This is a genomic window from Pseudomonas sp. MPR-R2A5, from assembly GCF_058793055.1.
Genome location: NZ_JBXAFK010000015.1, coordinates 1 through 26,144, shown reverse-complemented (window position 1 = coordinate 26,144; position 26,144 = coordinate 1). Strand labels below are relative to the sequence as shown.

The window sequence follows — 26,144 nt, the reverse complement described above, 5'->3', positions numbered from 1 at the left end:
GTGTTGTTCGAAAAATCTGTTCCCGACGCTTGACGATATCTTGCCAATAGGTTTTGATTGCCTTCGTTATCTTTCGAAACGAAACTTATCATTACCATGTCGAAACGAAATACACCCCAACGACGCCACAACATCCTGACGTTGCTCAATGAACAGGGCGAAGTCAGCGTGGACGAACTGGCCAAGCGTTTCGAAACCTCGGAAGTGACCATCCGCAAGGACCTGGCCGCCCTCGAAAGCAACGGCCTGTTGCTGCGTCGCTACGGCGGCGCAATCACCATGCCCCAGGAACTGGTCGGTGATCCGGCCCAGCCCATCTCGGCCTACAAGCGCGCTATCGCCCGTGCCGCCGTGATGCGTCTGCGCGAACACGCCCGCATCATCATCGACAGCGGCAGCACCACCGCCGCCATGATCCCCGAACTGGGCCATCAGCCCGGCCTGGTGGTGATGACCAACTCCCTGCACGTGGCCAGCGCCTTGAGCGAACTGGAACACGAGCCGGTGCTGTTGATGACCGGCGGCACCTGGGACCCCCATTCGGACTCGTTCCAGGGGCAAGTCGCCGAGCAGGTGTTGCGGTCCTACGACTTTGATCAACTGTTCATCGGTGCCGACGGCATCGATCTGCAGCGCGGTACCACCACCTTTAACGAATTGCTGGGCCTGAGCCGCGTGATGGCCGAAGTCGCCCGGGAAGTGGTGGTGATGGTCGAATCCGACAAGATCGGCCGCAAGATTCCCAACCTGGAACTGCCCTGGAGCAGCGTCCATACCCTTATTACCGATGATCGCCTGCCGCTCGAGGCCCGCGACCAGATCCAAGCCCGCGGCATTACGCTGATATGCGCGGCAATCATCTAGGAGAAACACCATGTGTGGAATTGTAGGCGCAGTCGCTGAACGCAACGTCACCGCCATCTTGCTCGAAGGCCTCAAGCGCCTGGAATACCGTGGCTATGACAGCGCCGGTGTGGCTGTCTTCACCAACGCCGGCAAGCTCGAACGCATGCGTCGCCCAGGCAAGGTCAGCGAGCTGGAGCAGGCGTTGCTCGGTGAGCCGCTGGTCGGCCGCCTGGGCATTGCCCACACCCGTTGGGCTACCCACGGTGCGCCGTGCGAACGCAACGCCCACCCGCATTTCTCCGGTGACCTGGCGGTGGTGCATAACGGCATCATCGAAAACCACGAAGTGCTGCGCGAACAACTCAAGGGCCTGGGCTACGTGTTCACCTCGGACACCGATACCGAAGTCATTGCCCACCTGCTGAACCACAAGCTCAAGGACCTCGGTGACCTGACTGTCGCCCTCAAGGCCACCGTCAAGGAGCTGCACGGCGCCTACGGCCTGGCGGTGATCAGTGCCAGCCAGCCCGACCGCCTGGTCGCCGCCCGCAGCGGTAGCCCGCTGGTGATCGGCCTGGGCCTGGGCGAGAACTTCCTCGCCTCCGACCAACTGGCCCTGCGCCAGGTCACCGACCGTTTCATGTACCTGGAAGAAGGCGATATCGCCGACATCCGCCGTGAAAGCGTGCAAATCTGGGACGTCAACGGCCAATCCGTCGAGCGCGAAGCCGTGCAATACCGCGACGGTGCCGAAGCTGCCGACAAAGGCGAGTTCCGCCACTTCATGCTCAAGGAAATCCACGAGCAGCCCGCCGTGGTGCAACGCACCCTGGAAGGTCGCCTGGGCGACAAGCAAGTGCTGGTCAACGCCTTTGGCCCGCAGGCCGCCGAGCTGTTCGCCAAAGTACGCAATGTCCAGATCGTCGCCTGCGGCACCAGCTACCACGCCGGTATGGTTGCGCGTTACTGGTTGGAAGAACTGGCCGGCATCCCTTGCCAGGTCGAAGTCGCCAGCGAGTTCCGCTACCGCAAGGTGGTGGTGCAGCCCGACAGCCTATTCGTGACCATCTCCCAGTCCGGTGAAACCGCCGATACCCTGGCTGCCCTGCGTAACGCCAAGGAACTGGGCTTCCTCGCCAGCCTGGCGATTTGCAACGTCAGCATCAGCTCCCTGGTGCGTGAGTCCGACCTGACCCTGCTGACCCAAGCCGGTCGCGAAATCGGCGTCGCGTCCACCAAGGCGTTCACCACCCAACTGGTGGGCCTGCTGCTGCTGACCCTGTCCCTGGGTCAGGTACGTGGCACATTGGCCGCCGGTGTCGAAGCCACCCTGGTAGAAGAACTGCGCCGCCTGCCGACGCGCCTGGGCGAAGCTCTGGCCATGGACAGCACGGTAGAAAAAGTTGCCGAGCTGTTTGCCGACAAGAATCACACCCTGTTCCTGGGTCGTGGCGCCCAGTACCCGGTAGCGATGGAAGGCTCCCTGAAGCTCAAGGAAATCTCCTATATCCACGCCGAAGCCTACCCGGCTGGTGAGCTCAAGCACGGCCCGCTGGCCCTGGTGGACGACGACATGCCGGTGGTCACCGTGGCGCCAAACAACGAACTGCTGGAGAAGCTCAAGTCCAACCTGCAGGAAGTCCGCGCCCGTGGCGGCCAACTGATCGTCTTCGCCGACGAAAAAGCCGGCATGACCAACGGCGAAGGCACCCACGTCATCAACATGCCGCATATCCACGACACCCTGTCGCCGATCCTCTACACCATCCCGCTGCAGCTGCTGTCTTACTACGTCGCGGTGCTCAAGGGCACTGACGTCGACCAGCCGCGTAACCTGGCGAAGTCGGTGACCGTGGAGTAACCCGTCACATCCTGGAGGCCCGTTGGTTTTGAACAATAAAGATTGACACAAAACAATAAAGTTTGACACTCATGAACATAGATTGACACAAGGCCCAAACCCCCGTATCTATGGGGGTTTTTCCTTTCCAGGCTTTCCCTTTGGTCTGGATTCATCGCTTCAACTCTCCGCGGGTGTAGTCTAGAAAACGCTTTGAAATATGGCCGCTACGGCGGTCATGTCCTTCTACGACTTTTTCTCGGCGTGAGGTGAAGCGGTCCGCATCGACTGAGGAGGCGTGGGTTGCGAGGTCGTAAGTTTGCATCACAGCAAGACATTGAACGGCATATTGCAAATGGATTTGGCGAAGGCGCCGGGGCAAGCTACGTGCCTTGGCTGCGGGTACAAGATGTCCCGTCGATAGGTCGTTCGCACAAGATCCAAGGTGTGAAGATCGAGAGGATTCATCACCTACTGTCAGATCTCGAGCGTTCGTACTTCCTTGTGTGTGAATTTTCTGAAAACGTCGTGGATATCCGTGAGCAATATCCGTTACTACCTACAGAGCGTGCGCAAGCGATAGCGTCGGCAATAGATGTACGTTATCCCAGATACCCTAGAACGACACTGCCCTATGTAATGACAACAGATTTCCTGCTAACTGTTAAGGACTTGAACGGAAACTTTAAGTCGGTAGCTAGAACTGTGAAGTATCGATCCGACCTAGTTGGCAAAGGAAGTAACCGCACGCTTGAAAAACTTGAGATTGAAAAGCGCTTTTGGCATAGCCAAGGTGTTGATTGGAAGATCGTCACAGATGAGTTTTTTACACGAGATTTGATAAAAAATCTTGGACTAATCAGAAAATACTCGAAGCTGCATCGCGATTTAATGAAAGTCCCGTTGCATTCGAATTTTATCGACTGCCTAGCAAACAGCCGGGAATATTCGTGGACCTTGGCCACCTGTCTAAGAAAAATAGCATGCCTTCTGTCCATTTCCTATATAGATGCTCAAGCAATTTTCTTCCATCTGGTTTGGAACAAGATACTGAAAATAGATTTGGTTAACACTCCTCTCCACCTTACTGGTCTAGTTCCTGACTTCGAAGTTTTCCAGATCCCTGCCCAAGTATCGTTGATGGAGAAAATGTCATGACTGTTCTCGTTAATGACGTTTTCGAGCCTGTTACCGATCTGTCGGTCATCTCTACGATAGCCAGGCTCATTTACCAGGATGAAACGCATGACTTAGCAGTTGTGATAGATCTAGCTGACCCTCCCCGGCAGCCGTACGCTGTTGGTCTTGATGAGCTGCGTCGCTCGCTAGCGTCTGGTCACACCAAACCAGCAGCCATCACCACGCCCGAGTTTATGCTTGTGCTTGAGGAGCAGTTGGATGAGAGAGCCAAGCAAGGCCGGGACGAAAAGTGGGCCGTCATCGCCCCTCTGCTAGATCCTGAATATCCAGGACAAATATTTGTACGGGGGGAGTTAGGCCGGCTTGTTAGCAAACGGGCGTCAGAGCTCGGAATCCAGCGAAAAACTATCTATCGGCTTCTTTACCGATATTGGTTTTATGGTCAAGTTCGAAACTCATTGCTTAATAATTACTCGGCGGTAGGTGTTGCCGATAGAAAATATGATCCAAGTAGGCCTCCAGGGCGAAAGCCTAAGTTTCAAGGCGTTCTTACTGCGCCTTCCAAGATGCTCGGTGCGGTTGATAAACGATGCATCCGAGTTGGGTATTCCCTTTATGTAAAAGATAAAAAGTCTTCTATTTCGAGCGCATATGACGAAATGTTGAGAAGATTCTACTCGGTTCGAGACATCTCTAAAAACAGTGAAGAAGAGCTTCGTTTGCTGCCTAGCTTAGAGCTGCCCAGCCTGAGGCAGTTCAGATATTGGGGACAGATTTTTTTCGACGAAATTGAAACCGAGCGTGGCCGTAAAGGGTTGAGGAAGTGGTTAAAGGACTGCCGTCCGCTTTCAGGTACCGTTCGCGATTGGCTGCGTGGACCGTGTCATCAGTTCGAAATCGACGCAACTATTGCCGATATTTATTTGGTCAACAGCTACTCTAGACGGATGCTCATTGGCCGGCCCGTAGTTTATATCGTTGTGGATAGTTTCTCCGGAATGATTGTTGGCCTCTATGTAGGATTGGAAGGTCCCAGTTGGAACGGGGCGAGGCAAGCGCTGTTCAACGCGTTTACCTCCAAAGTCGAGTTCTGCGCTCAGAACGGCGTTGAAATCAATTCAGATGATTGGAATTGTCACCACCTGCCCCACCAGATTTACGCCGACAGGGGAGAGATGTTGTCACTGGCAGCAGAGGGGCTATCGTCAGGCTTGGGAATTGAGATGGGCACTGCTCCGCCTTATCGGCCTGATTGGAAGCCTATGGTAGAAAGTCGGTTTGGCATTTTGAATGATTTGACGGGTATCAGATGGCTACCTGGCGGGGTAGCTGCGCGAGACAAAGAGCGAGGCGAGCGAGATTACCGGCTCGATGCCACGCTGAACCTCAAAGAGTTCACCCAGATACTCATCAATTGCGTGCTCCACTATAACCGGCACCATCGACAGCCTGACCGACTGACTCAGGCGATGATGAATGACGGCGTTGAACCTACGCCCAACGGGATATGGAATTGGGCCTGCGAAAACGACCTGATCGAATCCAACAAACGTCCCGACGAGCTGGTTTACCTCCATCTCTTGCCGCGCGAGCGCGCGACCGTTCAAAAGGGCGGGGTGATGTTTCGCGGCATGCACTACGTGTGTGATATGGCCATAGAGAAAGATTGGTTTGCCAAGGCTCGCAAAGGGGGCGTTTGGTCAATAGAGTGTTGGTTCGATCCGAACTCTGCGGCGCACATCTGGATCCAGGGAGAGGCCAAGCAGTTTATCCGCTGTGATCTTCGACGATCGGATGCCGGTTACGCGAATTACCGCTCGGACGAGATTTTTGATCTGCTCGAAGCCTATCGCCAAAAACCGCCTACTCGCCGGCGAGCCGAGCTGGAAAGCCGTGTCCAGCTTAGCGATCAGGTCCACCAGATCATCAGTCATGCGCTCGCAGAACGAAAATTGGAACCTGCTCCGCCCACCAAGGCAGAGGCCACTGGGAACATCCGCGAGAACCGCGCAGAAGAACGTCTCCGTGAGCGTGAAAATGCGGTTGTTCCTGAAGGCGTCAGGGCGGAGCCAGCTTCACTTCAATCTGAATTGACACCGAAAGCGCATGACTCATATGCCGGCGAGCGAACTGCGCAGGTTATCGATTTGCTCAAAAGAATTCGGCCAGGACAGGCAAAATGAAAGGTGCGCAGACGTTTGCCAATTACGTCAAACAGGACATAAGTGAGTATGCGGGCAATCCGCTTATCGAAGCTTTGCCTCCGATATTGTCGGAGGCGGCGGCTATTGAGCTGATCTCGAATTTTCCTCAGCCGGTGGATCCGAAAGAGCTGACCCTCGAAGGATCCACTCGAATTCACTGTATCGACCGGTTGAGAACCGTGGTGCAGCCGTTTTTGTTACACCTGGAACTGGAGGCCCTGTTTTCACTGCTCATCCGTCGAGGGTATGTTGGGCGTAACCCGATGTCGCCCGCTACCGTCCGGCATTTGCATTCTTTATCGGGGGCTCAGCGTTACCACGATGCGTTCAAGTCCACTGCAGAAACGTTCACCGTCGTCGGCCTGAGCGGCATTGGCAAGTCGACGGCACTCCACGCCATTTTGAGCCTTTATCCACAGACAATCCGTCATGAGCGTTATGAGGGAAAGCAGTTTGTTCATACCCAAATCACTTGGCTGAAGCTTGACTGCCCTCGGGATGGATCGCTGGCTGGATTTTGCCAGCAGTTTTTTTATGCAGTTGGTGACGCTCTAGGAGACAAGGACTATCACAAGCGCTACAGGCATCGAAACATCAATGATGCGCTGCAACAGATGGAGCAGGTGGCCAGCACGTTTTTCATCGGCGCCTTGTTAATCGACGAGCTGCAAAACCTCCACTTGGCGAAAACCGGTGGTAAGGAGAGCATGCTGAATTTCTTTCTGCACTTGGTTAACAACATTGGTATCCCGGTCGTTTTCAGTGGCACGAACTCTACGATTAGCCTGTTCTCAGAAGTCATGCGGACTGCCCGCCGAGTCTGTGGTGCCGGTACGCTGGAATTCAAACGATTCGAGAAAGATGATGAGGAGTGGCGGTTGTTAGTCGAAAATCTCTGGAGCTATCAGTGGTGCAAACAGACTGCTGAGCTGACCGACGAGATTTTCGACACGCTGTATGAGCACACTCAAGGCGTCACAGATTTCCTGGTCAAGCTGCTGGTATTGAGTCAGCGTTATGCGGTCCAGAGTGGCTCGGAGTGTTTGACTGCCGAGGTCCTGGTGAAGGTAAGCAACTCAAAAATGCAGATTCTAAAGCCAGCCCTTTCAGCTCTGCGTAGCCGAGATCCGAAGCGGATGCGACAGTTCGACGATTTGCTGCCGATTGAGGATCAGCTGAGCGAAATGATGGTCTTCGATGGTTTGGCACGAGAGGATCGCCTTGCCTTGCTTCGAAGTGTTGTATCCCGTGAGAAGCCGGTAGACCCATCTCCAACCATTCTTGCGAAAGGCCACCCATCGCCAATTGCTACTGCAGTGGAAAACTCAGAGGCTACAGCGCTAAGCGAACATGACGCTCCCCTCGATGCTCTGCGCGCTGCGGGCTGGCTCAACGAGGACCTGTTTGAGTTCTCACCGATGTACCACAAAGCGTGAGTCGGGAGGTGGCGAAGTGCACCTTAAACTCCATTTCTTCCCCGCCGCGTTTCCCGACGAGACGCTGCACAGCGTGATTTCTCGCTATGCCCGTCTTTGCGGTGTTCGTAATTGCCAAGAAGCATTTGCCGGACTGAAATCGGCGGCAGCATTTTCGCAAAATGTGGCATTCCCAAGTCATTTAGGGGAGTTTGTCGACGCGCTACCCAGCGGTACCGAGCTATCGATAGCCGAGGTCCTCATGCGTCACACGCTATTACCCTACTATGCGCCGTTTTTGAGTATGAGCCAGGTAGAACACGCTCGGACGCTGATGACTGCCGATGGGAAGGGCTTGATGTTGAAGCTGGGCGTCAACGCGAGCCGTATTGGATTCGCCTCCCGAGTGCGGTTATGCCCAGAATGTATCGCCCAAGATCAGGCCCAACGGGGAGTTGCTTACTGGCACAGGGTCCACATGCTTCCAGGCGTGCTGGTATGTCCGCATCACGGCACGTCACTTAGGATCCTTGATCCTCGCTGGTCCAGCCGTAGCTCTCGACAACTCAATCTGCCGAGTGATGAGAATGTGCAAGCACACACGGTACTTCTCGATACCCCGTTGCTGCGCATGCCGCCGCTTCACGAAATAGCGTTGCGATCACTTCAGGTCATCGAGTCTGAAGTCAGTGCTTTGTCGGCGGAGGCGGTGCGCTACACGCTTTTACAAAGGGCAACGCAGCTTAACCTTGCCTCTGATAACCATCGCTTGCACCTGCACATGCTGGCGCAGCACATGGCCGATTTTTTTGCTGCACTCCCGCGAGAATGGGAATTTTCTATACTCGGAGAAGTTCGTGCAGGTACACCCGCCTCATGGGTCATGAAGCTGCTTCGTACGCCAATAACCTCCCACCATCCGCTCAAATACATTTTATTGGCCGGTGCTCTGGGCATTGACATGGTGAGCTTGCTGCATGGTCAACGCCCAATGAAACAGGCGGTGGCGTGTGGTCCGAAAGCTCACATTCGACTTCACACGCGCCTTTCTCCGGTGATGCCTGGTGAAGGCCTGGACTGTTCGTCAGCCGCTGTGTGGAAACATGCTCTTGAGGGAGCTGATGCCAAAAAGATCGCTGCCGTTCTAGGCGTTTCATTGGCGTATGTCTATCGTCACATCCGAAATGTAGCCGGCGGGCAAGGTGCTTGGAGGGAGGCACGATTTCACATTGAGCTATGCGCAAGACGCGCGGCTTTCGAGGCTGATTATCGCTTTTACAAAGCACATGCATGCAGGGGGTATGCGTGGCTGTATCGCCACGATAGGCAGTGGCTTTCGGAGTCAACTGTAAACCCAAGCCCCCATCGTACGCCCCGTCTAAATAGCGCCGAAATGTTCGCTGCCCTCGATGCGAGACTGGCCGAAGAAGTCCGTCAGTGTGCTGAAGCGCTTTATGCTCTTGCGGGTAAGCCTGTCCGCATCTCGCGTACCAGAATTGGCCGGGAGCTTCATGTTCTGTCTCGCTTCGAAAAGCAGCTCTGCAAGCTTCCTCTCTGTGCAGCAATGCTCGACAAAGTATGTGAATCAATCGAAGGCTTTCACGATAGGCGTCTGCGATGGGCTAGACGCAAATTGCTCTCGGAGGGCAAGCCTGTATCACGTTCTTCGCTCTACCGGGTCGCGAGCATTCGGCCCACGCTGTAATCCAGCCCGCCATTCCCTCCATCTAAAAAACGTTCTGAATTAATTCACCGTGAACACATTGTTTTTCTGTTAATGAAAATTTGCACCTTCCAGAATAGGTCCGGAATACGCATGATCACGATCAGCAAGTAAAATGTACTAACCTGCGAGCAATCGCCATGGGCTGACCTACGCGGGTTATCGATACGTGTGTTGTATTCAAGGAGTACGGTCGCGGCAGGGTTTAAATGAATTCACTACGATTCAAAGTTGAGCGGCTGTGTCATTTCCAAATCCAGGCCGGATACAGAATTTTACGGGTTGCATATATACTGCCCTCGGATGCACGTTCTCTTCGAGCCCTACCTTTAATCGGTAAATGATGTCTGATCTATTATTTTTCCCCGTATCGATGCCGGATGAAATGCTGCACTCTCGTGTCACCCGCTATCACTATCTGTCAGGCAATAGAACCGCGACAGAAACCTACCGCGATTTGTTCGCATCGAAACCCTTTTGCATTGGTGGCATCGTACCCAAGCAGATCGAGAGGCTCGCCCACAGGCTGCCGGGGCAATCGGAGAGCAATCTCGCAGAGCTGATCAGTAGCAACACGACTTTTCCTGCTTACCGACCTTTTCTTGGGGTTAAGCAGGGTCCGGAGAACAACGTAGGACCGCTCGGTTATGACGGGGTGGTACGGGTGCCCCGCAGAGAAGAGTCCACCCATGGCAAGGCTAAGCTTTGTCCTACCTGCGTTCAGGAGGATTTGATTGATCGGGGTTCTGCCTACTGGCATCGATCTCACCAGATACCCGGTGTTGCCGTCTGTTGGCGTCATGGCGACGCATTGATCCATGCCTGCCCCGAGTGCTCTCGCCCGTTCTACCGAAAATTGAAGCTACTTCCCAATCTGACTGAGCCATGCGCGTGCGGCTGGAGCCCCTTAAACAGCGCAGCGACTCACAAGGGCTCAAATCTGGAACAGAAAGTCGCCCTGTTCGCACACGATATCTTGCAACGCAATATTCCTCCGATAGGCAGTACGGTATTAAGTTCGTGCTACGTCCGCCAATGCAAGAAACGCGGATTCATTTTCGGAAAAAATGCGGGTATCGCAAAACTATTCGACAGCATCCAAAGCGCTTACGGCGATGAGCTTTTGTCGCAGATTGATCCAGCCTATAACACCGGGAAGCATGAGCAATGGATCCGGCTCAAATCAGACAAAGGTCAGCTAAATATGCCGCTCGCGCGGCATTTGATCATTGCTCTTCATTTGTTTTCCAGTGCAGATGACTTTGAAGAGGCTCTGAAGAATGAGTCTATCCTGCTGAGTGCCTCTATTTCTCCGCGAGTTCCCAAAGGCGAAGAATCGCATCCTAACCAAAAAACTAGATATCGCCAAAAAATTGAGTTGCTTTTAGCGCTACGTGCCGACGCCGATGTCGAGTACCTCTGGAAGAAAGCGTACAAACCTACGCAATGGATTCTAGAAAATGATAACGCATGGTTAATGGCAAAACTCCGTGCACCTAAAAAAGTTGCAGTTACGGCCGAGAAGTCTGTCGACTCTAGAGACGGCGCGTATGCAGCCCTTATCGAAGCGGGCGTAGATGAGCTATACAAAGTTACGAAAGATCCGAAGAGAGTGAACATTCGGAATTTGCAATCGCTGCTCCCAAGTTCGTTACCTCATGAACTGGATCTGCGCAAGCAGAAGTTTCCCCTTACTTATCAACAGATCAAGATTCATCAAGAGTCAGTATGGCATTTCCGTCTAAGAACTTTGGTGTGGACTGTCTCTGAACTCATCAGGATGAAGCTCCCGGTGAATTACTCGACGGTAAGATTGACCTCAGCGGTAGCAAGCAAGGTTTTCCTGGTTTTTTCCAGTTTCTTCGAGTGGGATCTGGAAAGCTTGGCAAGAACCGGAGTCGACGCGGAGGCCTTGCTCAGATCTACCGGCGTATCGAGGAATTGGGAGGGACCACCGGTTCCAATAAGCTTTTGAGGGCATCTGTATTCCGTCAGCGTCTGCCAACCTCAGGTGATAATAAAAATCCCATCTGGCTCCTAAGCGTAGACGCGGAGCAGGGTCCACCTTTCACATTAGTAACATTCGCGGCAGCTTTCTGAAAGCTTTCACTTGTTACTCTTTAACTCAGAAATAATTGAGCTCTGGAGATAATTATGAAAGCAATGACAGCAATGAAAGGATTTTTTGCCGCTACTATTTTGACCTTATCTGCTTTGGCCATGGCTGAGGGAGGCGGTGACCGCGTTTATGGTCGAATGATGCAAGAGAACCAACAGGCAATGGAACAATACGCCTCAAGAAATGGTAAGACACCTCCTGAAATTGTTCATTATGAATATGGTATGAACCTCGATATCCAGAAGGTCGTCAGTGTCACACAAGCCAATAAAACCTGTGGTATTGCTCCTTCGCGCATGACCTACGAAGACTCTACCGGCAAGCTTAACACCGTGGAATATAAGGTTATGGCCGACAACTGCCCACATGGAAGCTAGACCATGCAAATTATTTAAGCGCAACATAATTTTCCGTTTGTCCGAACAAGCTTACTGCCCGCTGACGTAGAAGTAATTTTCAGGACAGGCTGAAGTTATCCATTTTATGAAATCATCTCTGTCAGTTGAAAGGTTTCTAACGCGCAGTGAAGTATTGCTCAACCACCAGATACATCCCGCCTCCTTGTTTCTCCTTTGGTTTGGGAGGCGGTTTAGGCGCCCTAGTGGCGCCTTTTTTACGTTCAAAATGAGCTATGTCCTCTGCACTGCCATGACCCTGACCATGCAGGAACAAGATTAGAAGATCAGTTTCCGGGGTATTCAGCAATGACGTGGTCTGTGCCTGCTTTGGACAAGCCGATTACCTTATAAGCGTCATGTTTCCCGTCCACTTCCATTCCTGGGGAGCCGGCCGGCATGCCAGGAACGGCGATCCCGAGAAGGTCGTCACGTTTGCTCATCGCAATGATTTGCTCGGCGGGCACGTGACCTTCAACAAACTTTCCATTGATCATTGCTGTGTGGCAGGACGAGAGTCGTGGAGCAACACCGAGATCCTGCTTGACCGCGCTCATGTTGGTTTCTACATGATCAACGACGGTGAAGCCGTTAGCTTCAAGGTGCTGGATCCACTTCTTGCAGCATCCACAGTTAGCGTCACGATGGACGTCGATCGTCAGCGACTTTGCTGCATGACCAGCTGAACTGATAAACAGAGCCGCAAATGCAGCGAGGCGAAGTGCCCGACCGGGACGAAGAAAGTTATTTCGCATGGGTATGTTCCTTCCCATCAGCGTGGGTATGAGTTTTTGGCTGAGTGGCCGGAGTTTCAGGGGCGTCATGTGAAGCCTCCACAACCTGAGGATGGGCGTGTTCGGTACTTTCATCCTGAGAAGGCGCTGCGGCCGCCTCATGGGCATGAGCGCTGTTTCTCTCGCCATGATGGTCGCCTGCTTCGGCTATCTCTTCGGCTGCACTCGCGTCATGATGCCCCGCGACAACGCCTTTTTGGCCCTCATGCTGGCCTTCATGGTTATGCATTTTGCTCTCACCGCCACCGTGTTGATGACCACCGCTGCTGGTTGCTAGAGCTTTGTATTGCTCTGCATCCAATGAAGGCAGTTGCTGGAGAAAAGCGACCATTCCCCATATGTAGGGATCGGCCATGCTTTTACCCCAAGCGGGCATGCCTGTGGATTTGATTCCATGCTTGATGATCCAGAAAGCTGCGGCAGGGTTTCCATCAACGCCCAGTTTTGAAAGATTCGGAGGTGCAGGGTAAAGGCTATTACTTAACTCGGTTCCTGCAATACCCGGAGCCAGATGGCAACCGATGCACATAGAGTTGTAGTTGCCAGCACCTGCGCGGATGAGAGCTTCTTCGCTCAGGTCGGGGACTTTAATGTCGCGTGAGCGCACTTCGATCGAGCGATCCCGAGCGGTGGAAAGTAGCGCGTAAACGGGATCGGAATGTGGTTCATCCGCCCCAACATTGATCACACCAAAATAAACCACGCCGGCACCTGTTATTGCGGCAACCACCCCGGCAGCAGTCAATGTTTTCAATGTTCTTTTCATGTCAGGCCCTCAAAACCACATCCGAATACCGGCGACAAACCGGGCCTCGTTGGCATCCTCTCCTTCATCGCTGGCCAGATCTGCCGTATTGCCGTAGGAGCGGCTCCAGCTAACACCAATGTAAGGGGCAAATTGGCGAACAATCTCATAACGCAATCGGAGCCCTACTTCGGTGTTTGCCAATCCAGACCCAATGCCGCGCTGGGGATCATTTTTTCCGTAAAAATTGGCTTCGGCCGTCGGCTGCAAGATCAGGCGATTGGTCAGCAGAATGTCGTAGTCGCCTTCCAATCGAGCAGCGGTTTGACCGTTCTCACCGATGTAGGCGGTCGCTTCGGCTTCAAAGTTATAGAGGGCCATGCCCTGAATACCGAGCGCTCCCCAAGTTTGTGGTGACCCGGGTTTGAAGTCTTGTCGTACGCCGGTGACGACATCCCACCATGGACCGATGGAGTGCCCCCAAAGTGCTGAGAGTTCAGCGTTTTCCGTTACGCCATTGGTACGTTCGCCTTCCGAGCGCAACCACAGTCGGTCAACGTCACCGCCGATCCATCCTTTTGCATCCCAGGCCAATGCACTACCGTTGTCAGCATCCTGGTACTCAAATTTATCCAGCAGCATGAAGGAATTTAGTTTTTTGTCGTGGACACCATGACCAGCGACATCTGGAAAGGCGGCTGCACGGTCAGCGTCGGTAAGTACGGGGACTGGGGTTCGACTGGTGGTAGTCGCCCCTCCATCCATACTTTCCATTCCGTCCATTTGCCCGTCATCCATACTCATCTTGCTGTGATCCATAGCCCCCATCTTGCTATGGTCCATAGCTCCGATTGAGCCGTGGTCCATCTTGGAGTGATCCATCTCTTCAGCGGCGTGAACCACGACAAAGAAAGCAGGACTGGTAGAGACTGCCAGTGCTATCAACGTTGGGCGTAAAAACTTACTGGTCATGATCTCAATCTGCCTTTTTGGTTTTTTGGTCATGATCCATCGACTCATGGCTCATCTTGCTGTGATCCATTGACCCGTGATCGGGCTTTGACTCGTTTGTCGCAGTTGGAGGCTTGCTCGTTGCTTCCGCAGGAGTAGCAGGTGAATGAACACTACTATCTTCGACTGCCAGCGCCACGGACGAGAGTCCACCCATCAAGCCGACGGCAAAGAGGCAACCGACCAGCGATTTACGATTTAGGTATGTGCTCACAGATCGTCTCCTTTACTCATCAACCCGTACTTCACGGAACATGCCCATTTCCATATGGAAAAGCAGGTGGCAGTGATAGGCCCAGCGACCTAAGGCATCGGCGGTGACTCGATAGCTGCGCTTGGTACCTGGTGGCATGTCGATTGTGTGCTTGCGCACCATGAACTTGCCGTTCTCATCTTCAAGGTCGCTCCACATGCCGTGAAGGTGGATGGGGTGGGTCATCATGGTGTCGTTCACCAGGGTGATACGCAGACGCTCCCCATACTTCAGACGAAGCGGCTCGGCGTCAGAGAATTTGATGCCGTTGAAGGACCACGAAAACTTCTCCATGTGACCGGTCAGATGAAGCTCAATGGTGCGATTGGGCTCGCGACCGTCAGGGTCTTGGAAGGTGCTTTTCAGGTCTGAGTAGGTGAGCACTCGACGACCATTGTTTCGTAACCCGATGCCTGGATCGTTTAGCTTGGGCGTTGGGTTCATGGCTTGCATGTCAACCAACGGGTTGTTGGTTTCGGACGCTGGGTGAGTTTGCATTTCGCCACCCATACCGCCCATCCCTGCCATCTTGCTGTGGTCCATGCCAGCCATGTTGGACATGTCGCCTTTGTCCATTCCCGCCATCTTGCTGTGGTCCATGCCGGCCATGTTGGACATGTCGCCTTTGTCCATTCCCGCCATCTTGCTGTGGTCCATACCGGCCATGTTAGTCATGTCACCGCTGTCCATGCCGGTCATCCCGGTCATGTCACTTTGGTCCATTCCCGCCATTTTGCTGTGGTCCATGCCCGCCATGCCTGACATGTCACCTTGTTTCATATCGCCGCCGCCCATACCAGCCATGCTGCCATGGTCCATGCCCGCCATACCGCCCATACCCATGTCATCCATGGTCAAAAGCGGCCGAGGATCGATCGCAGGTACCTGTGCCTTTAATCCTTCGCGAACTGCCAAGGTTCCACGTGCATAACCGGTTCTATCCATGGACTGGGCGAAGATTGTGTAAGCTTCTTCGCTGGCAGGTTCTACGATCACGTCATACGTTTCTGCCACGGCGATGCGGAATTCATCGACGCTGACTGGTTCGACATGTTGGCCGTCAGCCGCCACAACGGTCATTTTCAAACCAGGGATGCGGACGTCGAAATAGCTCATAGCTGAGCCGTTGATAAAGCGCAGGCGCAGCTTCTCGCCCGGCTTGAAAATACCGGTCCAGTTACCGTTAGGCGCCTGGCCATTCATGAGATAGGTGTAAGTATCCCCACTGACGTCTGCGAGATCAGTGGGGTTCATTTTCATTTCAGCCCACATCTTCCGGTCGGCCACGGCAGCAGACCAACCTTGCTTGCTGACGTCGTCGATAAAGTCGCCCACGGTACGTTTGTGGTGATTGTAGTAGTCCGATTGCTTCTTGAGCTTGGCCATGACGCGACTAGGATCTTCATCGGTCCAGTCAGTCAACATCACCACATAATCGCGGTTGTATTGAAAAGGTTCAGGCTCTTTCGAGTCGATGACGATTGGACCGTAAACGCCTGCCTGCTCCTGCAAACCAGAGTGGCTGTGGTACCAGTACGTACCGTTCTGATGCACCTTGAATTTGTACTCGTACATGCCATCGGGCGCGATGCCATGGAAACTCAAACCCGGTACACCGTCCATATTGGCGGGCAGAATGATCCCGTGCCAATGAATGGAGGTGTCTTGGTCTAGGCGATTTTTCACACGCAGTGTGACCGTCTCGCCTTCGCGCCAGCGCAGCAAAGGTCCGGGCAACGAACCATTGATGGTCATGGCTGTGCGCGGCGAGCCAGTTATGTTTACAGGGGTTTCACCAATAAACAGATCAAATTCGTTACCGGTGAGAACGCTCGGCAGACCAGGACTGGTCACTGCCCATACAGGAGTGCGCCACAGACCCAGGCCGCCGAGAATGCCACCAGCGGCCAGGCCTTTAACGAATGTCCGCCTAGAGGTTTTGGAATGCATGCCGTTTATGTCCGATCAGTCAAAAGGGAAGCCGTGCGAAACAACCAATGAGTTGCTCAAACAGGTGAAGGCACTCTCTCGGGGGGTGTAATGAGCCCGAATGAGCTCGCTCGCCGTCACTAAAAACGAGTTCTTACGGCAAGCGAGCTCAGAAATTGCCACATTTGAACCACCACAGTGATTACATTTCTGTCAGCTTGGGAGCGCAGCAAGCTATTCAGCAATTCTTGTGGTCCGTCGATTTGGCTTGGCTTTCTGCGATGGGAGGTTGGGTGCTTTGCTTTTGGGCTACTTGATACGATTCCATTGAATTATTCCTAGCCGCTTCCATACGTGCGAACGCCCGGTCACCACCGCCTTCAGCCATTGCCAAAGAAGAGACGGTCAGGGCTGCGATGACGAACAAAGTTTTGATGGGGTTCATTTGAATTTCCTCGGATGAGTATTGGTAACCCCCGAATCCACATCAAGTGATGATTCTTAGGGGTGAGCTTAAGGCTCAATAGGACTATAAGACTCATCCCCTGTCAGGAACCTTAGGTGAATATTACAGTTGTGTCAGGTTGCGATATTTCTCTTGAGGAACACGCTATTTAATCCGTAAGGTCTCGATCTTCCAGCGTCACACCGCTATTTACTGAGTATCAGTTTGAGGTGCGTGACTTTGTAAGTTTCCGTTAACTTTCAAGGGGAAGATGTTTTTTTAGTTTCTTTACTGGAACTGCATATCTGAACCTGGATGCACCGCGTCAACACTTAAGTGTTCGATGTTCATGGGAAATAGTAGCGCTACTGAGGGTGATTTAGCGTGAGTATTAATTTTGAGAAAGCGCTTGGCTTCGCAGAAAGAGCGTTAATTTATCGTAGTCAAAGAGCTGAGATCCTGAGTAACAATATCGCAAACGCTGATACGCCGAACTTCAAGGCCCGAGACTTAGATTTTTCTACTGTGCTTGCAAGCCAGACAACAGAAACTCCTGCTACTCCGTTTTATTTGAAAACAACAAATGTAAAACACGTTACCGAAAAAGAATCAGCAGGTGATATTTACGGAGGTGCGTTGCTTTACAGCACACCAGCTCAACCTGCCATTGATCAAAATACTGTCGATCAGCAGGTCGAGGTCGCAAAATACACAGAAAATGGAATACGTTTCGACGCCGCTTTTACTCGGTTGAATGGAGCATTCAAAGGTTTGCTCAAAGCTCTGCGAGGTGATTAGTAGCGCAAGGGCTTGCGAGCGGTAATTGTGGCCGACGCGGCTGCTTCGGTACTCCCTGAGGGTTCACCAAGGGGAGCCCCCTGCATACGGGGCTCTGACTAGGGGCAGGTGTCAGCATTCAAGCGCTGATCTGAGAAGGAAAACCTAACGCCTCGACAGCTTTACGAATCTGCTCTGGGCTTTCGCTGCTTTCAACACTCACCTTACCGGCTGACCGATCCACGGAAACCGTAGCTTCGTTGTCCAGTGACTGAATCGCTTTGGTAATTTTGCTGACGCAACTGCCGCAACCAATGCCTGATACATCTAAGACGAACATGGTTATTCCTCTCGTGCTGAGCGGTCTCTTTTCACCGCACCGACAGCATCAACGTTGACACGATGGCAAGGTCAATAGTTATCTGTTTCGGGTTGTGAGCGTCATTCATGGGTAATTGCACAGTCTGGACCACCCTTTTGCATTTGACCTAACCAGCCATTTGCATCGGATTCGACCAGTACGCTTCTTGGCCATGACCGGCAGAGAACGGCCAAAACCGGACGCTCATCACGAACGTCTGAAGCTTGAAAGCCTGACTGACAGGCCAACACGCACAGCACCTATTAACCCTGCCTTCGCAACCCCTTCTCCAGTTGGTCTCGCCAAAACCCTAGCTCTATAGGGCGGCTTTCCAAACGCCAAGATTAGGAGTAATGTAATACTGACTACATATTAAATAGCTATCTCTACATGAAAAATTGGCTGACTCTGATTCTTGGCTTACCCACCGCTAATGCCACCGAACGCATGCGGGCTTGGCGCGCTTTGAAAGCTTCAGGTGCGGCAGTTTTGCGCGATGGTGCTTACCTGCTGCCTGATACCGGTGTCTGTCGTGAAGCGTTAGCGTCTGTCGAACGCGACATCCTGGCCATCAACGGCACCGCTTACGTCTTGCCCGTCGTCGATTCTCACGGTGAGCGCTTTGTCGAGCTGTTCGACCGTAGCGAGGACTACACCAAGCTACGCACTGAGATCGAAGCATGCCGTGCACAGCTCAATGCTGAGAACGCACTGGCCACCACCAAGCAGATTCGCAAGCTGCGCAAAGCCTACGAACAACTGGTCAACATCGATTACTTTCCAGGTAAGCCGAAGCAGCAAATTAATTTGGCTTTGCAGGAGCTAGAGACAGCGGTTAGCAGGGCCCTGTCTCCGGATGAGCCACACAGCAGCAACCAAACAATAACGACACTCTATGTTGATGATTATCAGGGACGCGTCTGGGCAACACGCAAGCGTCCCTGGGTCGACCGACTGGCGTGTGCCTGGCTCATTCGTCGCTTCATTGACGCGCAAGCTCAGATCCTCTGGCTGAACACGCCACAGGACTGTCCAGTCGGTGCCCTGGGTTTTGATTTCGATGACGCAACCTTCAGCCATGTTGGTAACCGCGTCACCTTCGAAACCCTACAAGCCAGTTTTGAGCTTCAAGAGCCCGGCCTAAACCGTATCGCCGCATTGGTGCACTACCTCGATATCGGAGGTATCCAGCCGGTGGAGGCTGCCGGTATCGAACGGGTGCTGGCAGGGCTACGTGAAACCATTACCCATGACGACCATCTGCTGGCAGCTGCAAGTGCCATCTTCGATGGCCTGCTCGCCGGGTTCGTGAAAGAGGAGCAACCCAATGAGTAAGGTTTTGGCACCAGAGGTTGAAGAGGATATGTCGAGGCCTGAACCGATTAGTCTGCGTGAGGCGTTCTGGTTCTGGCTGAAGCTCGGCTTCATCAGTTTCGGCGGGCCAGCCGGACAGATCTCGATCATGCACCAGGAGCTGGTGGAACGGCGACGCTGGATTTCCGAGCGCAGATTCCTGCATGCCCTCAATTACTGCATGTTGTTGCCTGGGCCTGAAGCTCAGCAGTTAGCAACCTACATTGGCTGGCTAATGCATCGAACCTGGGGCGGAGTTATTGCGGGTGCTTTGTTTGTACTGCCCTCACTTTTCATCCTGATCGCTCTTTCGTGGATGTATATCGCCTTTGGCGATGTCCCCGCGGTGGCCGGACTTTTCTATGGGATCAAACCCGCCGTAACGGCCATCGTGGTGCAGGCGGCACATAGAATCGGCTCTCGGGCATTGAAGAACAATTGGCTGTGGGCAATAGCGGCGGCTTCATTTACCGCGATCTTTGCATTCAATGTTCCGTTCCCGCTGATCGTCTTGGGGGCCGCGTTAATCGGCTATGTCGGAGGTCGCCTGGCTCCCGAGAAGTTCAGAGCTGGGGGGCATAGCGCCGCCAAAAAGTCCTTCGGCCCAGCCTTGATCGATGACGACACTCCGTCCCCGGAACATGCCCGGTTCAGCTGGTTGAAATTGGCATCGCTCGCACTGATCGGCGCCGTGCTATGGGCTTTGCCGATGGGGATTTTGACCGCCCTCTTTGGTTGGGAAGGAACCTTGACCCAGATGAGCTGGTTCTTTACCAAGGCGGCATTACTGACCTTTGGCGGAGCCTACGCAGTGCTCCCATACGTCTACCAAGGCGCGGTCGGTCACTATGGCTGGCTAACCCCGACGCAGATGATCGACGGGCTGGCTCTGGGGGAAACCACGCCAGGGCCGCTGATCATGGTGGTGGCTTTCGTCGGCTTTGTCGGGGCCTATGTCTTGCAAGTATTCGGTGCCGATCAAGTATTTCTGGCGGGAGCTGTGGCCGCCGCCCTAGTGACCTGGTTCACCTTTCTACCATCGTTCCTGTTCATCCTCGCGGGTGGCCCGCTGGTGGAGTCGACCCACAACGAACTCAAGTTCACGGCACCCCTTACCGCCATTACGGCGGCGGTGGTGGGAGTTATCCTCAATCTGGCGTGTTTCTTCGGCTATCACGTACTTTGGCCGAAAGGCTTCAGCGGTAACCTGGACTGGCCCTCCGCGTTGATCGCGATTGCTGCGGCGATTGCCTTGTTCCGCTTCAAGCGAGGCGTCATTCAGGTACTGATGGCCTGCGCGCTCGTCGGGTTGGCTGTGCATTTGCTGCGCTAGAAAGCATGAATTGATTAGCAATCTTTGGCGGGCATTGGGCTCGCCTGACCACCCAGCCTATTGAGCTAGGCAGGAGGTGTTCCATGAGGTGGATTACCCGTGAACGACCCAAGATCGATCGGGTTGCTTGTCCTTGGCTGATCACTCGCTTTATCGATCCACAGGCCGAGTTCTTGTACGTACCCAGCGGTGATGTGCTGCGGATTGCAGCTGAGAAAGATGCGACACCCTACGACATTCCGGGCGTAGAGCTTACCCATGAGGGTGAGTTGTGCAGCTTCGACGCGTTTGTGAAGAAGTACCAGCTCAATGAGCCCGCCTTGCAGCAGCTCGCGAAGATCGTGCGGGGAGCAGATACCTCTCGTCTGGATCTGACGCCACAATCGGCTGGGCTGTACGCCATCTCACTGGGGCTGTCGCAGCGATATTCCGATGATCATGAAATGCTTTCGCATGGACTGATCCTGTACGACGCGCTTTATGCCTGGTGCAAGGAATGCCAAGGTGAATCGCACAACTGGCCTCCTCAAATGTAAAGAGACCAGCTCGCACTGAAGCCCAGCCTAGCGCTGGGCTTTTGCCGTTTAGTGGCAGTGGTAGTCGTTCGTTTTATGGTTGCGATGGCAACCTTTTGAATCAGTACCACCACTATGCGCGAAGGCAGCAGCGGACGAAATCGAAAGTAAAGCGGCGATCAAAAGGGCAGACAGTTTCATCAGGGCTTGCTCCATGCTCATGTTTTTATACTCGTGAGACCTCTCACGCCTTGCAGAGTATGGCCAATTGCCTTCATCGAGCAAGCAACTTCCTCGCTGTTTCCCTGACATTCGATGAAAGGCTGAGTGCCTATTTCTTGAGCTGTCCCCGCCTCTAGTTTAGGATGTTGTGATATCCCCCTAGGGAGGATATAAGAACATCTATAAACGAGAAACTCGTTGCTCTCTTTCTTCGAGAAATGCTCGACAATCTAGTGGTCACACGCCTCTCCATGTGAGATTTCTCATGCTGAAAATCCTAGCCAACCGCACCTACCGTCATCTCTTTCTCGCCCAAGTAATCGCGCTCGTAGGGACTGGACTCGCCACCGTCGCGCTGGGGCTACTGGCATTCGATCTTGCGGGCGCCCAAGCGGGCGCCGTCCTCGGTACAGCCTTGGCGATTAAAATGACGGCCTACATCGGCGTGGCGCCGATTGCCGCCGCTTTTGCAGAACGCCTACCCCGTCGAGCGATGCTGGTCTCGCTGGATTTGATACGTGCCGTGGTTGCACTGGCGTTGCCGTTCGTGACCGAAGTCTGGCAAATCTATGTGCTGATTTTCGTCCTTCAGTCCGCCTCGGCAGCGTTCACTCCGACGTTCCAGGCGACCATTCCAGACATACTGCCGGATGAGGACGATTACACCCGCGCCTTGTCGCTATCACGTCTCGCCTACGATCTTGAAAGTGTCGCCAGCCCAATGCTCGCCGCCGCGTTGCTGACCGTGATCAGCTTCCATAACCTGTTCGCCGGCACCGTCATCGGGTTCCTTGCCTCAGCGGCCTTGGTCGCCACAGTACTCCTGCCAAAGGCGAAACCGACGCCACGACGCAGCATCTACGAACGAACCACTCGTGGCCTGCGCATATTCCTGGCCACTCCTCGCTTGCGGGGGCTGCTGGCTCTCAATCTGACGGTAGCGGCTGCTAGTGCAATGGTCATCGTCAACACCGTAGTGCTGGTGCAGTCGCGCTTCGCTCTGCCTCAGAGTTCTACGGCATTAGCGCTGGCTGCGTTTGGTGGCGGCTCGATGGTCGCTGCCCTGGTCTTGCCTCGATTGTTGAAAAACATCAAAGACCGAACGGCCATGCTGTTTGGCGGAGGCATATTGGTCGCAGGCTTAGCGGTTGGCATCAACCTGACCACCTACAACTTTCTGCTGCCGCTGTGGATGGTGCTTGGGGTGGGCTACTCCTTGGCCCAGACTCCGAGCGGTCGACTGTTGCGTCGCTCTGCACATGCCGAAGATCGCCCGGCGTTGTTTGCCGCCCAATTTGCGCTATCCCATGCCTGCTGGTTGATTACCTACCCATTGGCGGGATGGCTGGGTGCCAACATCAGCCTCACGGCCTCGTTTGTTGGGCTCGTTGTCGTGGCAGGTAGCGCATTGGCGGTCAGCATCGTGATCTGGCGTCCGGCCCATGATCAAGAGAGTATCAGGCACAGCCATGAGAATCTGTCGGATGACCATACTCACCTGGACGGACACAGCGGCACCGATCATGAACATCCATATGTCATTGATGATCAACATCGTCGCTGGCCGAATAGGTAACCGCGTCAACACCTGCTTTAAGGCTGCTCCAGGCAAACTGCATGATTGGCCGCCAAAATCTGAAGAGACCAGCTCGCCCTGAAAGTCAGCCTGGAGCAGGCCGGTTCCTCGAAGCACTGCCGTGGGAGTACTGCGTGCTGCAAAGCAACGGCAGATATGCACTCCATCGCTCAATCCAGAATTCACGGATCGACTTGAACATGCCGGCTGATCGGTATGTTATTATGTAACTATAAAAATCAATGAGTGATGCCGCCTTGCCTCGCCTCTCTTCCCTTTTGCCCGCCGTGACCCTGACTTGGTTGGTGGCCGCCTCGGCCTTCGCCGAACCCCGTGTTCTAACCAGCATCAAACCGCTGCAACTCATTGCTGCGGCCGTGCAGGACGGTGTCGGGACACCTGATGTGTTACTACCAGCCGGTGCTTCACCTCACCATTACACGTTACGTCCTTCGGACTTGCGTCAGGTAAAAGAAGCAGACCTGGTTTACTGGATCGGGCCAGACTTGGAGGGCTTTCTGCCTACCGTACTTGAGGGCCGAAAGGGCAAGAGCGTGGCTGTGCAGGACATGCAGGGGCTGCACCTAAGGCATTTTGGCGAGGAGCATCGACATGACGACGAGCCTGTCGGAGATCAATCTGAGGGGCATGATGCAAAAGAGCAGGCAACAGAATTGCAGGTCGATAATCATGACCAACTTCATCGACCCGGTGCACTGGATGCCCACCTCTGGCTGAGACCTGAGAATGCACGGTTGATCGCCAAACACATGGCTTCGGATCTGGCTCTTGTCGATCCAGGCAATGCCGCTCGCTACCAAGCAAATCTGGATGCCTTCGAGCAACGCTTAAAAACCCTCGATATCAAACTAAAAGCGCGCCTCAAGCCGCTGGAAGGCAAACCGTTCTTCGTCTTCCACCAGGCTTTCGACTACTTTGAGGAGGCCTACGGATTGCAGCACACTGGAGTTTTCGCAATCAACGCCGAGGTCCCGCCTGGTGCACGCCACGTCGCAGAGATGCGAGAGCGCCTCAAGGCTGCTGGACCTACCTGTATATTTAGCGAACCACCCATGCGTCCACGTCTGGCGCAAACCTTGAGCGATGGCCTGCCAGTGCATTTTGCCGAACTAGATGCGCTGGGCTTTGGTCTAAAACCCTTGTCCAACAACTACGAGCAATTGCTGATGAATCTCAGCGATGGTCTTGCTGGGTGTCTTGATCAACTTTGAAATGGAATTATGCATACGATTGAGCCGAACTGGATGATGATCGGCACAATATTTCGGGCCATAGGTCATCGCCTTTTCAGTGAAGATACGCATCTATGGCTTTGATGGGATTGCCAGACATGTCCTGCGTCAGCTTCTGCGCGGCCTCAATCTCTTGTGGCGTCATTGAAGCGGTAATCCTATCGCGCTCTTCTAACGCAATGCTGTCAGGAGCGCTCGCGGCCGCCAGGCTAAAGAGCGCATAAGCTACCACGTGATTCTGCGGCACCCCATAACCATTGGCGTATAGCACTCCGAGGTTGGATCGAGCGAGGGCTGCCCCCTGCTCGGCAGCGAGGCGATACCACTTGATGGCCTCCTTGAAGTCCTGCGGCACGCCTTTGCCCTGGACGTACATCATTCCGAGGTTGGATTGTGCGGCAGCGTTGCCCTGTTCAGCTAAAGGTCGCCATTCACGTAAAGCGGCGGTGAAATCTCCTCGCTGAAAAGCCGAGAAACCTTCATCGAAACCTGCATAGACCGTGTTCAGAACACCAAGCAGCACAAGGTAAACTGGTACATGGCGGGCGTGCATGGCGAATCCTGATTTTGTCTTGGAGCACTATCGATAATCCTAGCAAAGAATCCACCCGTCACCTTTAAGCCATGATCCGTATACCTACTTAAGGGATGTGCTGGCGTGGCCTCCTCTACCGCGAGCGAGTGAAATTGAAGAATTGCCGCCGCATAAGTGCGAACCACAAGGGCGGCCCAAGGTTGCCGTGCGCTCAGGTACTACTAAATTGAGGTTTTTGGCCAGACCAGTAAATTCGGTTCATGGGCGAGTGCCTTTCCCTTAGCGGCCGAGTCAAAGTTCAACTATGACGCCATACTTTTACCGAGGAAATCAGGAGAATGGCGGCGAGCAACGGGAGGAGATATGTTGTCGGGATCAGACCTAGTAATTGCCCGCCGATGAATGTTCCTATGATGGAACCCGCTGCCATGACCAGTATGAATGGCCGTTGAGCGCGGATTATCGAAAAGCTCTGGTCGCGGCTGTATCGCGTGAAACCCACAATCATTGTGGGCAGGCTCACAGCAAGTGAAAGACTGCCAGCGAGCTTGATGTCAGCACCGAATAGTAGAACGATTGTGGGTATTAACAACTCACCGCCAGCAACCCCCATCAATGCAGCAACTACTCCGATACCGAAGCCAACCACGATCCCGACTATAGCCAGTGTCTCGCCTTGAAGCAGGGCGACCCCAGTTGCGCTTGCCTCATGGCCGAACAGCAAAGCAACAGCGATGCCTACGAGCAGCACTGCCAAAACGCGGTACAAGGTTTTACTCTTGAGCTTGGTTGCCCATCCCGCTCCAAACCAAGCACCCGCAAGGCTTCCAGCCAGAAGCGTGACGATGATGTCCCACCGTTCAAAGACCGCAGAGTAGGGAACGCTGAATGCGCGAAATGGAAGAGCTGTGGCTACCACCACGAGGCTCATGGCCTTGTTGAGAATGACAGCCTCCAACGCACCGAAACCAAACAATCCGATGAGTAGTGGCAGCCTGAACTCTGCGCCACCCAAGCCAATCAGCCCACCTAGGGCACCGATAATAGTGCCGCTACCAAATACTATTGGTTTGTTTTTTTCTCTACTTGAGGTCATTGCTCATTTTTCTTTTCAGCGCCCTGAAACTACAAAGCTAGACTAGGATCTTTCCTGGTCCTTCTGCCAAGCTAGATAAGTGTTCACTGGAGGGCGTCGGCTGAAGTGTTGCCGTAGCCCATCAAACAAAGAGTTCGCCAACGCTTGCTGATGGCGTGCGCTGACTAACCGCTGGCAGTCCTGTGCGTTAGGGATGGTCTGAAGTAGCCATGTATTTCCCCGGCATACCACCTAGCGCAACTTTTAAACTCGCCAAATGATCAA

Annotated in this window: 24 protein-coding genes; 14 read left to right on the top strand and 10 right to left on the bottom strand. The window is 53.8% G+C overall.

Going from position 1 to position 26,144, the window contains the following annotated elements; all coding sequences use genetic code 11:
• Positions 1-96 precede the first annotated feature (96 nt).
• From AC1Q6I_RS13040 to AC1Q6I_RS13005, 8 genes are all read left to right on the top strand, one after another.
• Positions 97-864: a DeoR/GlpR family DNA-binding transcription regulator gene (locus AC1Q6I_RS13040; protein WP_024078249.1), complete on the top strand. Its 768-nt coding sequence runs from the start codon at positions 97-99 to the stop codon at positions 862-864.
• A 10-nt stretch (positions 865-874) separates the two neighbouring features.
• Entirely contained in the window at positions 875-2,707 is a 1,833-nt protein-coding gene (gene glmS / locus AC1Q6I_RS13035) for a glutamine--fructose-6-phosphate transaminase (isomerizing) (protein ID WP_024078248.1), read from the top strand.
• Between the two features lie 282 nt (positions 2,708-2,989).
• On the top strand, positions 2,990-3,844 hold the full coding sequence (locus AC1Q6I_RS13030) for a TnsA endonuclease N-terminal domain-containing protein (RefSeq protein ID WP_019821338.1): 855 nt from the start codon (positions 2,990-2,992) through the stop codon (positions 3,842-3,844).
• Positions 3,841-6,009: a TnsB C-terminal domain-containing protein gene (locus AC1Q6I_RS13025; RefSeq protein WP_019821340.1), complete on the top strand. Its 2,169-nt coding sequence runs from the start codon at positions 3,841-3,843 to the stop codon at positions 6,007-6,009. Before AC1Q6I_RS13030 ends, AC1Q6I_RS13025 begins: the two co-directional genes overlap by 4 nt.
• Entirely contained in the window at positions 6,006-7,466 is a 1,461-nt protein-coding gene (locus AC1Q6I_RS13020) for an ATP-binding protein (RefSeq protein WP_019821342.1), read from the top strand. Before AC1Q6I_RS13025 ends, AC1Q6I_RS13020 begins: the two co-directional genes overlap by 4 nt.
• Before the next feature lie 16 nt (positions 7,467-7,482).
• On the top strand, positions 7,483-9,150 hold the full coding sequence (locus tag AC1Q6I_RS13015) for a TnsD family Tn7-like transposition protein (RefSeq protein WP_019821343.1): 1,668 nt from the start codon (positions 7,483-7,485) through the stop codon (positions 9,148-9,150).
• Positions 9,151-9,511: 361 nt separating this feature from the next.
• A complete protein-coding gene (locus AC1Q6I_RS13010; RefSeq protein WP_158080547.1) occupies positions 9,512-11,143 on the top strand; it encodes a TnsD family Tn7-like transposition protein in 1,632 nt (543 codons plus the stop codon).
• 188 nt (positions 11,144-11,331) lie between these two features.
• Complete coding sequence (locus tag AC1Q6I_RS13005) at positions 11,332-11,664, top strand: DUF2790 domain-containing protein (RefSeq protein ID WP_032874284.1); 333 nt, start codon at positions 11,332-11,334, stop codon at positions 11,662-11,664.
• Between the two features lie 305 nt (positions 11,665-11,969).
• Here AC1Q6I_RS13005 and AC1Q6I_RS13000 read toward each other — a convergent pair whose 3' ends face one another.
• The 6 genes from AC1Q6I_RS13000 to AC1Q6I_RS12975 form a co-directional block, all read right to left on the bottom strand.
• On the bottom strand, positions 11,970-12,437 hold the full coding sequence (locus AC1Q6I_RS13000) for a DUF411 domain-containing protein (protein WP_102623661.1): 468 nt from the start codon (positions 12,435-12,437) through the stop codon (positions 11,970-11,972).
• Positions 12,427-13,242, bottom strand: coding sequence for a c-type cytochrome (locus AC1Q6I_RS12995; RefSeq protein ID WP_024078244.1), 816 nt, complete (start codon positions 13,240-13,242; stop codon positions 12,427-12,429). Before AC1Q6I_RS12995 ends, AC1Q6I_RS13000 begins: the two co-directional genes overlap by 11 nt.
• Before the next feature lie 9 nt (positions 13,243-13,251).
• A complete protein-coding gene (locus AC1Q6I_RS12990) occupies positions 13,252-14,226 on the bottom strand; it encodes a copper resistance protein B (RefSeq protein ID WP_019821351.1) in 975 nt (324 codons plus the stop codon).
• Positions 14,198-14,446 carry a hypothetical protein gene (locus tag AC1Q6I_RS12985; RefSeq protein ID WP_154502361.1) on the bottom strand — a complete coding sequence of 83 codons (249 nt, stop codon included), beginning with the start codon at positions 14,444-14,446 and terminating at the stop codon, positions 14,198-14,200. Before AC1Q6I_RS12985 ends, AC1Q6I_RS12990 begins: the two co-directional genes overlap by 29 nt.
• 12 nt (positions 14,447-14,458) lie before the next feature.
• Positions 14,459-16,435, bottom strand: a complete 1,977-nt coding sequence (locus AC1Q6I_RS12980; protein ID WP_024078243.1) for a copper resistance system multicopper oxidase — start codon at positions 16,433-16,435, stop codon at positions 14,459-14,461.
• Positions 16,436-16,652: 217 nt separating this feature from the next.
• Positions 16,653-16,859 (bottom strand): co-regulatory protein PtrA N-terminal domain-containing protein, encoded by a 207-nt coding sequence (locus AC1Q6I_RS12975; protein WP_019821356.1) that lies wholly within the window; start codon positions 16,857-16,859, stop codon positions 16,653-16,655.
• Positions 16,860-17,243: 384 nt separating this feature from the next.
• Here AC1Q6I_RS12975 and flgB point away from each other — a divergent pair, with 384 nt between their 5' ends.
• Positions 17,244-17,657: a flagellar basal body rod protein FlgB gene (gene flgB, locus AC1Q6I_RS12970; RefSeq protein WP_019821357.1), complete on the top strand. Its 414-nt coding sequence runs from the start codon at positions 17,244-17,246 to the stop codon at positions 17,655-17,657.
• A gap of 118 nt (positions 17,658-17,775) precedes the next feature.
• Here the strand turns inward: flgB and AC1Q6I_RS12965 are convergent, their stop codons facing one another.
• Positions 17,776-17,976, bottom strand: coding sequence for a heavy-metal-associated domain-containing protein (locus AC1Q6I_RS12965; RefSeq protein ID WP_019821359.1), 201 nt, complete (start codon positions 17,974-17,976; stop codon positions 17,776-17,778).
• Positions 17,977-18,387: 411 nt separating this feature from the next.
• Between AC1Q6I_RS12965 and AC1Q6I_RS12960 the strand changes: the two genes are divergently transcribed.
• The 3 genes from AC1Q6I_RS12960 (at position 18,388) to AC1Q6I_RS12950 (ending at position 21,219) form a co-directional block, all read left to right on the top strand.
• On the top strand, positions 18,388-19,332 hold the full coding sequence (locus tag AC1Q6I_RS12960) for a chromate resistance protein ChrB domain-containing protein (RefSeq protein ID WP_024078242.1): 945 nt from the start codon (positions 18,388-18,390) through the stop codon (positions 19,330-19,332).
• Entirely contained in the window at positions 19,325-20,683 is a 1,359-nt protein-coding gene (chrA, locus tag AC1Q6I_RS12955) for a chromate efflux transporter (protein WP_019821362.1), read from the top strand. The genes AC1Q6I_RS12960 and chrA overlap by 8 nt, the downstream gene beginning before the upstream one ends.
• A gap of 83 nt (positions 20,684-20,766) precedes the next feature.
• A complete protein-coding gene (locus AC1Q6I_RS12950; RefSeq protein WP_019821364.1) occupies positions 20,767-21,219 on the top strand; it encodes a chromate resistance protein ChrB domain-containing protein in 453 nt (150 codons plus the stop codon).
• 48 nt (positions 21,220-21,267) lie between these two features.
• On the opposite strand, the gene AC1Q6I_RS12945 is transcribed toward AC1Q6I_RS12950, so the two are convergent.
• Complete coding sequence (locus AC1Q6I_RS12945; RefSeq protein ID WP_094030665.1) at positions 21,268-21,399, bottom strand: YHYH domain-containing protein; 132 nt, start codon at positions 21,397-21,399, stop codon at positions 21,268-21,270.
• 286 nt (positions 21,400-21,685) lie between these two features.
• On the opposite strand from AC1Q6I_RS12945, the gene AC1Q6I_RS12940 reads away from it, so the two are divergent.
• A complete protein-coding gene (locus tag AC1Q6I_RS12940; protein WP_019821365.1) occupies positions 21,686-22,996 on the top strand; it encodes an MFS transporter in 1,311 nt (436 codons plus the stop codon).
• Positions 22,997-23,238: 242 nt separating this feature from the next.
• Entirely contained in the window at positions 23,239-24,228 is a 990-nt protein-coding gene (znuA, locus tag AC1Q6I_RS12935; protein WP_019821367.1) for a zinc ABC transporter substrate-binding protein ZnuA, read from the top strand.
• Positions 24,229-24,304: 76 nt separating this feature from the next.
• On the opposite strand, the gene AC1Q6I_RS12930 is transcribed toward znuA, so the two are convergent.
• Both AC1Q6I_RS12930 and AC1Q6I_RS12925 read right to left on the bottom strand, forming a co-directional pair.
• Positions 24,305-24,802 carry a tetratricopeptide repeat protein gene (locus tag AC1Q6I_RS12930; protein ID WP_019821370.1) on the bottom strand — a complete coding sequence of 166 codons (498 nt, stop codon included), beginning with the start codon at positions 24,800-24,802 and terminating at the stop codon, positions 24,305-24,307.
• A 280-nt stretch (positions 24,803-25,082) separates the two neighbouring features.
• On the bottom strand, positions 25,083-25,880 hold the full coding sequence (locus tag AC1Q6I_RS12925) for a sulfite exporter TauE/SafE family protein (protein ID WP_019821372.1): 798 nt from the start codon (positions 25,878-25,880) through the stop codon (positions 25,083-25,085).
• Between the last annotated feature and the right edge of the window lie 264 nt (positions 25,881-26,144).

Bases quoted from the DNA above. Each gene is read 5' to 3' on its own strand.
- AC1Q6I_RS13025 (WP_019821340.1), top strand. From the start codon at position 3,841: ATGACTGTTCTCGTTAATGACGTTTTCGAGCCTGTTACCGATCTGTCG.
- AC1Q6I_RS12940 (WP_019821365.1), top strand. From the start codon at position 21,686: ATGCTGAAAATCCTAGCCAACCGCACCTACCGTCATCTCTTTCTCGCC.
- AC1Q6I_RS12965 (WP_019821359.1), bottom strand. From the start codon at position 17,976: ATGTTCGTCTTAGATGTATCAGGCATTGGTTGCGGCAGTTGCGTCAGC.
- AC1Q6I_RS12975 (WP_019821356.1), bottom strand. From the start codon at position 16,859: ATGAACCCCATCAAAACTTTGTTCGTCATCGCAGCCCTGACCGTCTCT.
- chrA (WP_019821362.1), top strand. From the start codon at position 19,325: ATGAGTAAGGTTTTGGCACCAGAGGTTGAAGAGGATATGTCGAGGCCT.
- glmS (WP_024078248.1), top strand. From the start codon at position 875: ATGTGTGGAATTGTAGGCGCAGTCGCTGAACGCAACGTCACCGCCATC.
- AC1Q6I_RS13005 (WP_032874284.1), top strand. From the start codon at position 11,332: ATGACAGCAATGAAAGGATTTTTTGCCGCTACTATTTTGACCTTATCT.
- znuA (WP_019821367.1), top strand. From the start codon at position 23,239: ATGAGTGATGCCGCCTTGCCTCGCCTCTCTTCCCTTTTGCCCGCCGTG.
- AC1Q6I_RS12950 (WP_019821364.1), top strand. From the start codon at position 20,767: ATGAGGTGGATTACCCGTGAACGACCCAAGATCGATCGGGTTGCTTGT.
- AC1Q6I_RS12960 (WP_024078242.1), top strand. From the start codon at position 18,388: ATGAAAAATTGGCTGACTCTGATTCTTGGCTTACCCACCGCTAATGCC.
- AC1Q6I_RS13040 (WP_024078249.1), top strand. From the start codon at position 97: ATGTCGAAACGAAATACACCCCAACGACGCCACAACATCCTGACGTTG.
- AC1Q6I_RS12995 (WP_024078244.1), bottom strand. From the start codon at position 13,242: ATGAAAAGAACATTGAAAACATTGACTGCTGCCGGGGTGGTTGCCGCA.
- AC1Q6I_RS12980 (WP_024078243.1), bottom strand. From the start codon at position 16,435: ATGCATTCCAAAACCTCTAGGCGGACATTCGTTAAAGGCCTGGCCGCT.
- AC1Q6I_RS13020 (WP_019821342.1), top strand. From the start codon at position 6,006: ATGAAAGGTGCGCAGACGTTTGCCAATTACGTCAAACAGGACATAAGT.
- AC1Q6I_RS13010 (WP_158080547.1), top strand. From the start codon at position 9,512: ATGTCTGATCTATTATTTTTCCCCGTATCGATGCCGGATGAAATGCTG.
- AC1Q6I_RS12990 (WP_019821351.1), bottom strand. From the start codon at position 14,226: ATGACCAAAAAACCAAAAAGGCAGATTGAGATCATGACCAGTAAGTTT.
- AC1Q6I_RS12930 (WP_019821370.1), bottom strand. From the start codon at position 24,802: ATGCACGCCCGCCATGTACCAGTTTACCTTGTGCTGCTTGGTGTTCTG.
- AC1Q6I_RS13000 (WP_102623661.1), bottom strand. From the start codon at position 12,437: ATGCGAAATAACTTTCTTCGTCCCGGTCGGGCACTTCGCCTCGCTGCA.
- AC1Q6I_RS12925 (WP_019821372.1), bottom strand. From the start codon at position 25,880: ATGACCTCAAGTAGAGAAAAAAACAAACCAATAGTATTTGGTAGCGGC.
- AC1Q6I_RS12945 (WP_094030665.1), bottom strand. From the start codon at position 21,399: ATGAAACTGTCTGCCCTTTTGATCGCCGCTTTACTTTCGATTTCGTCC.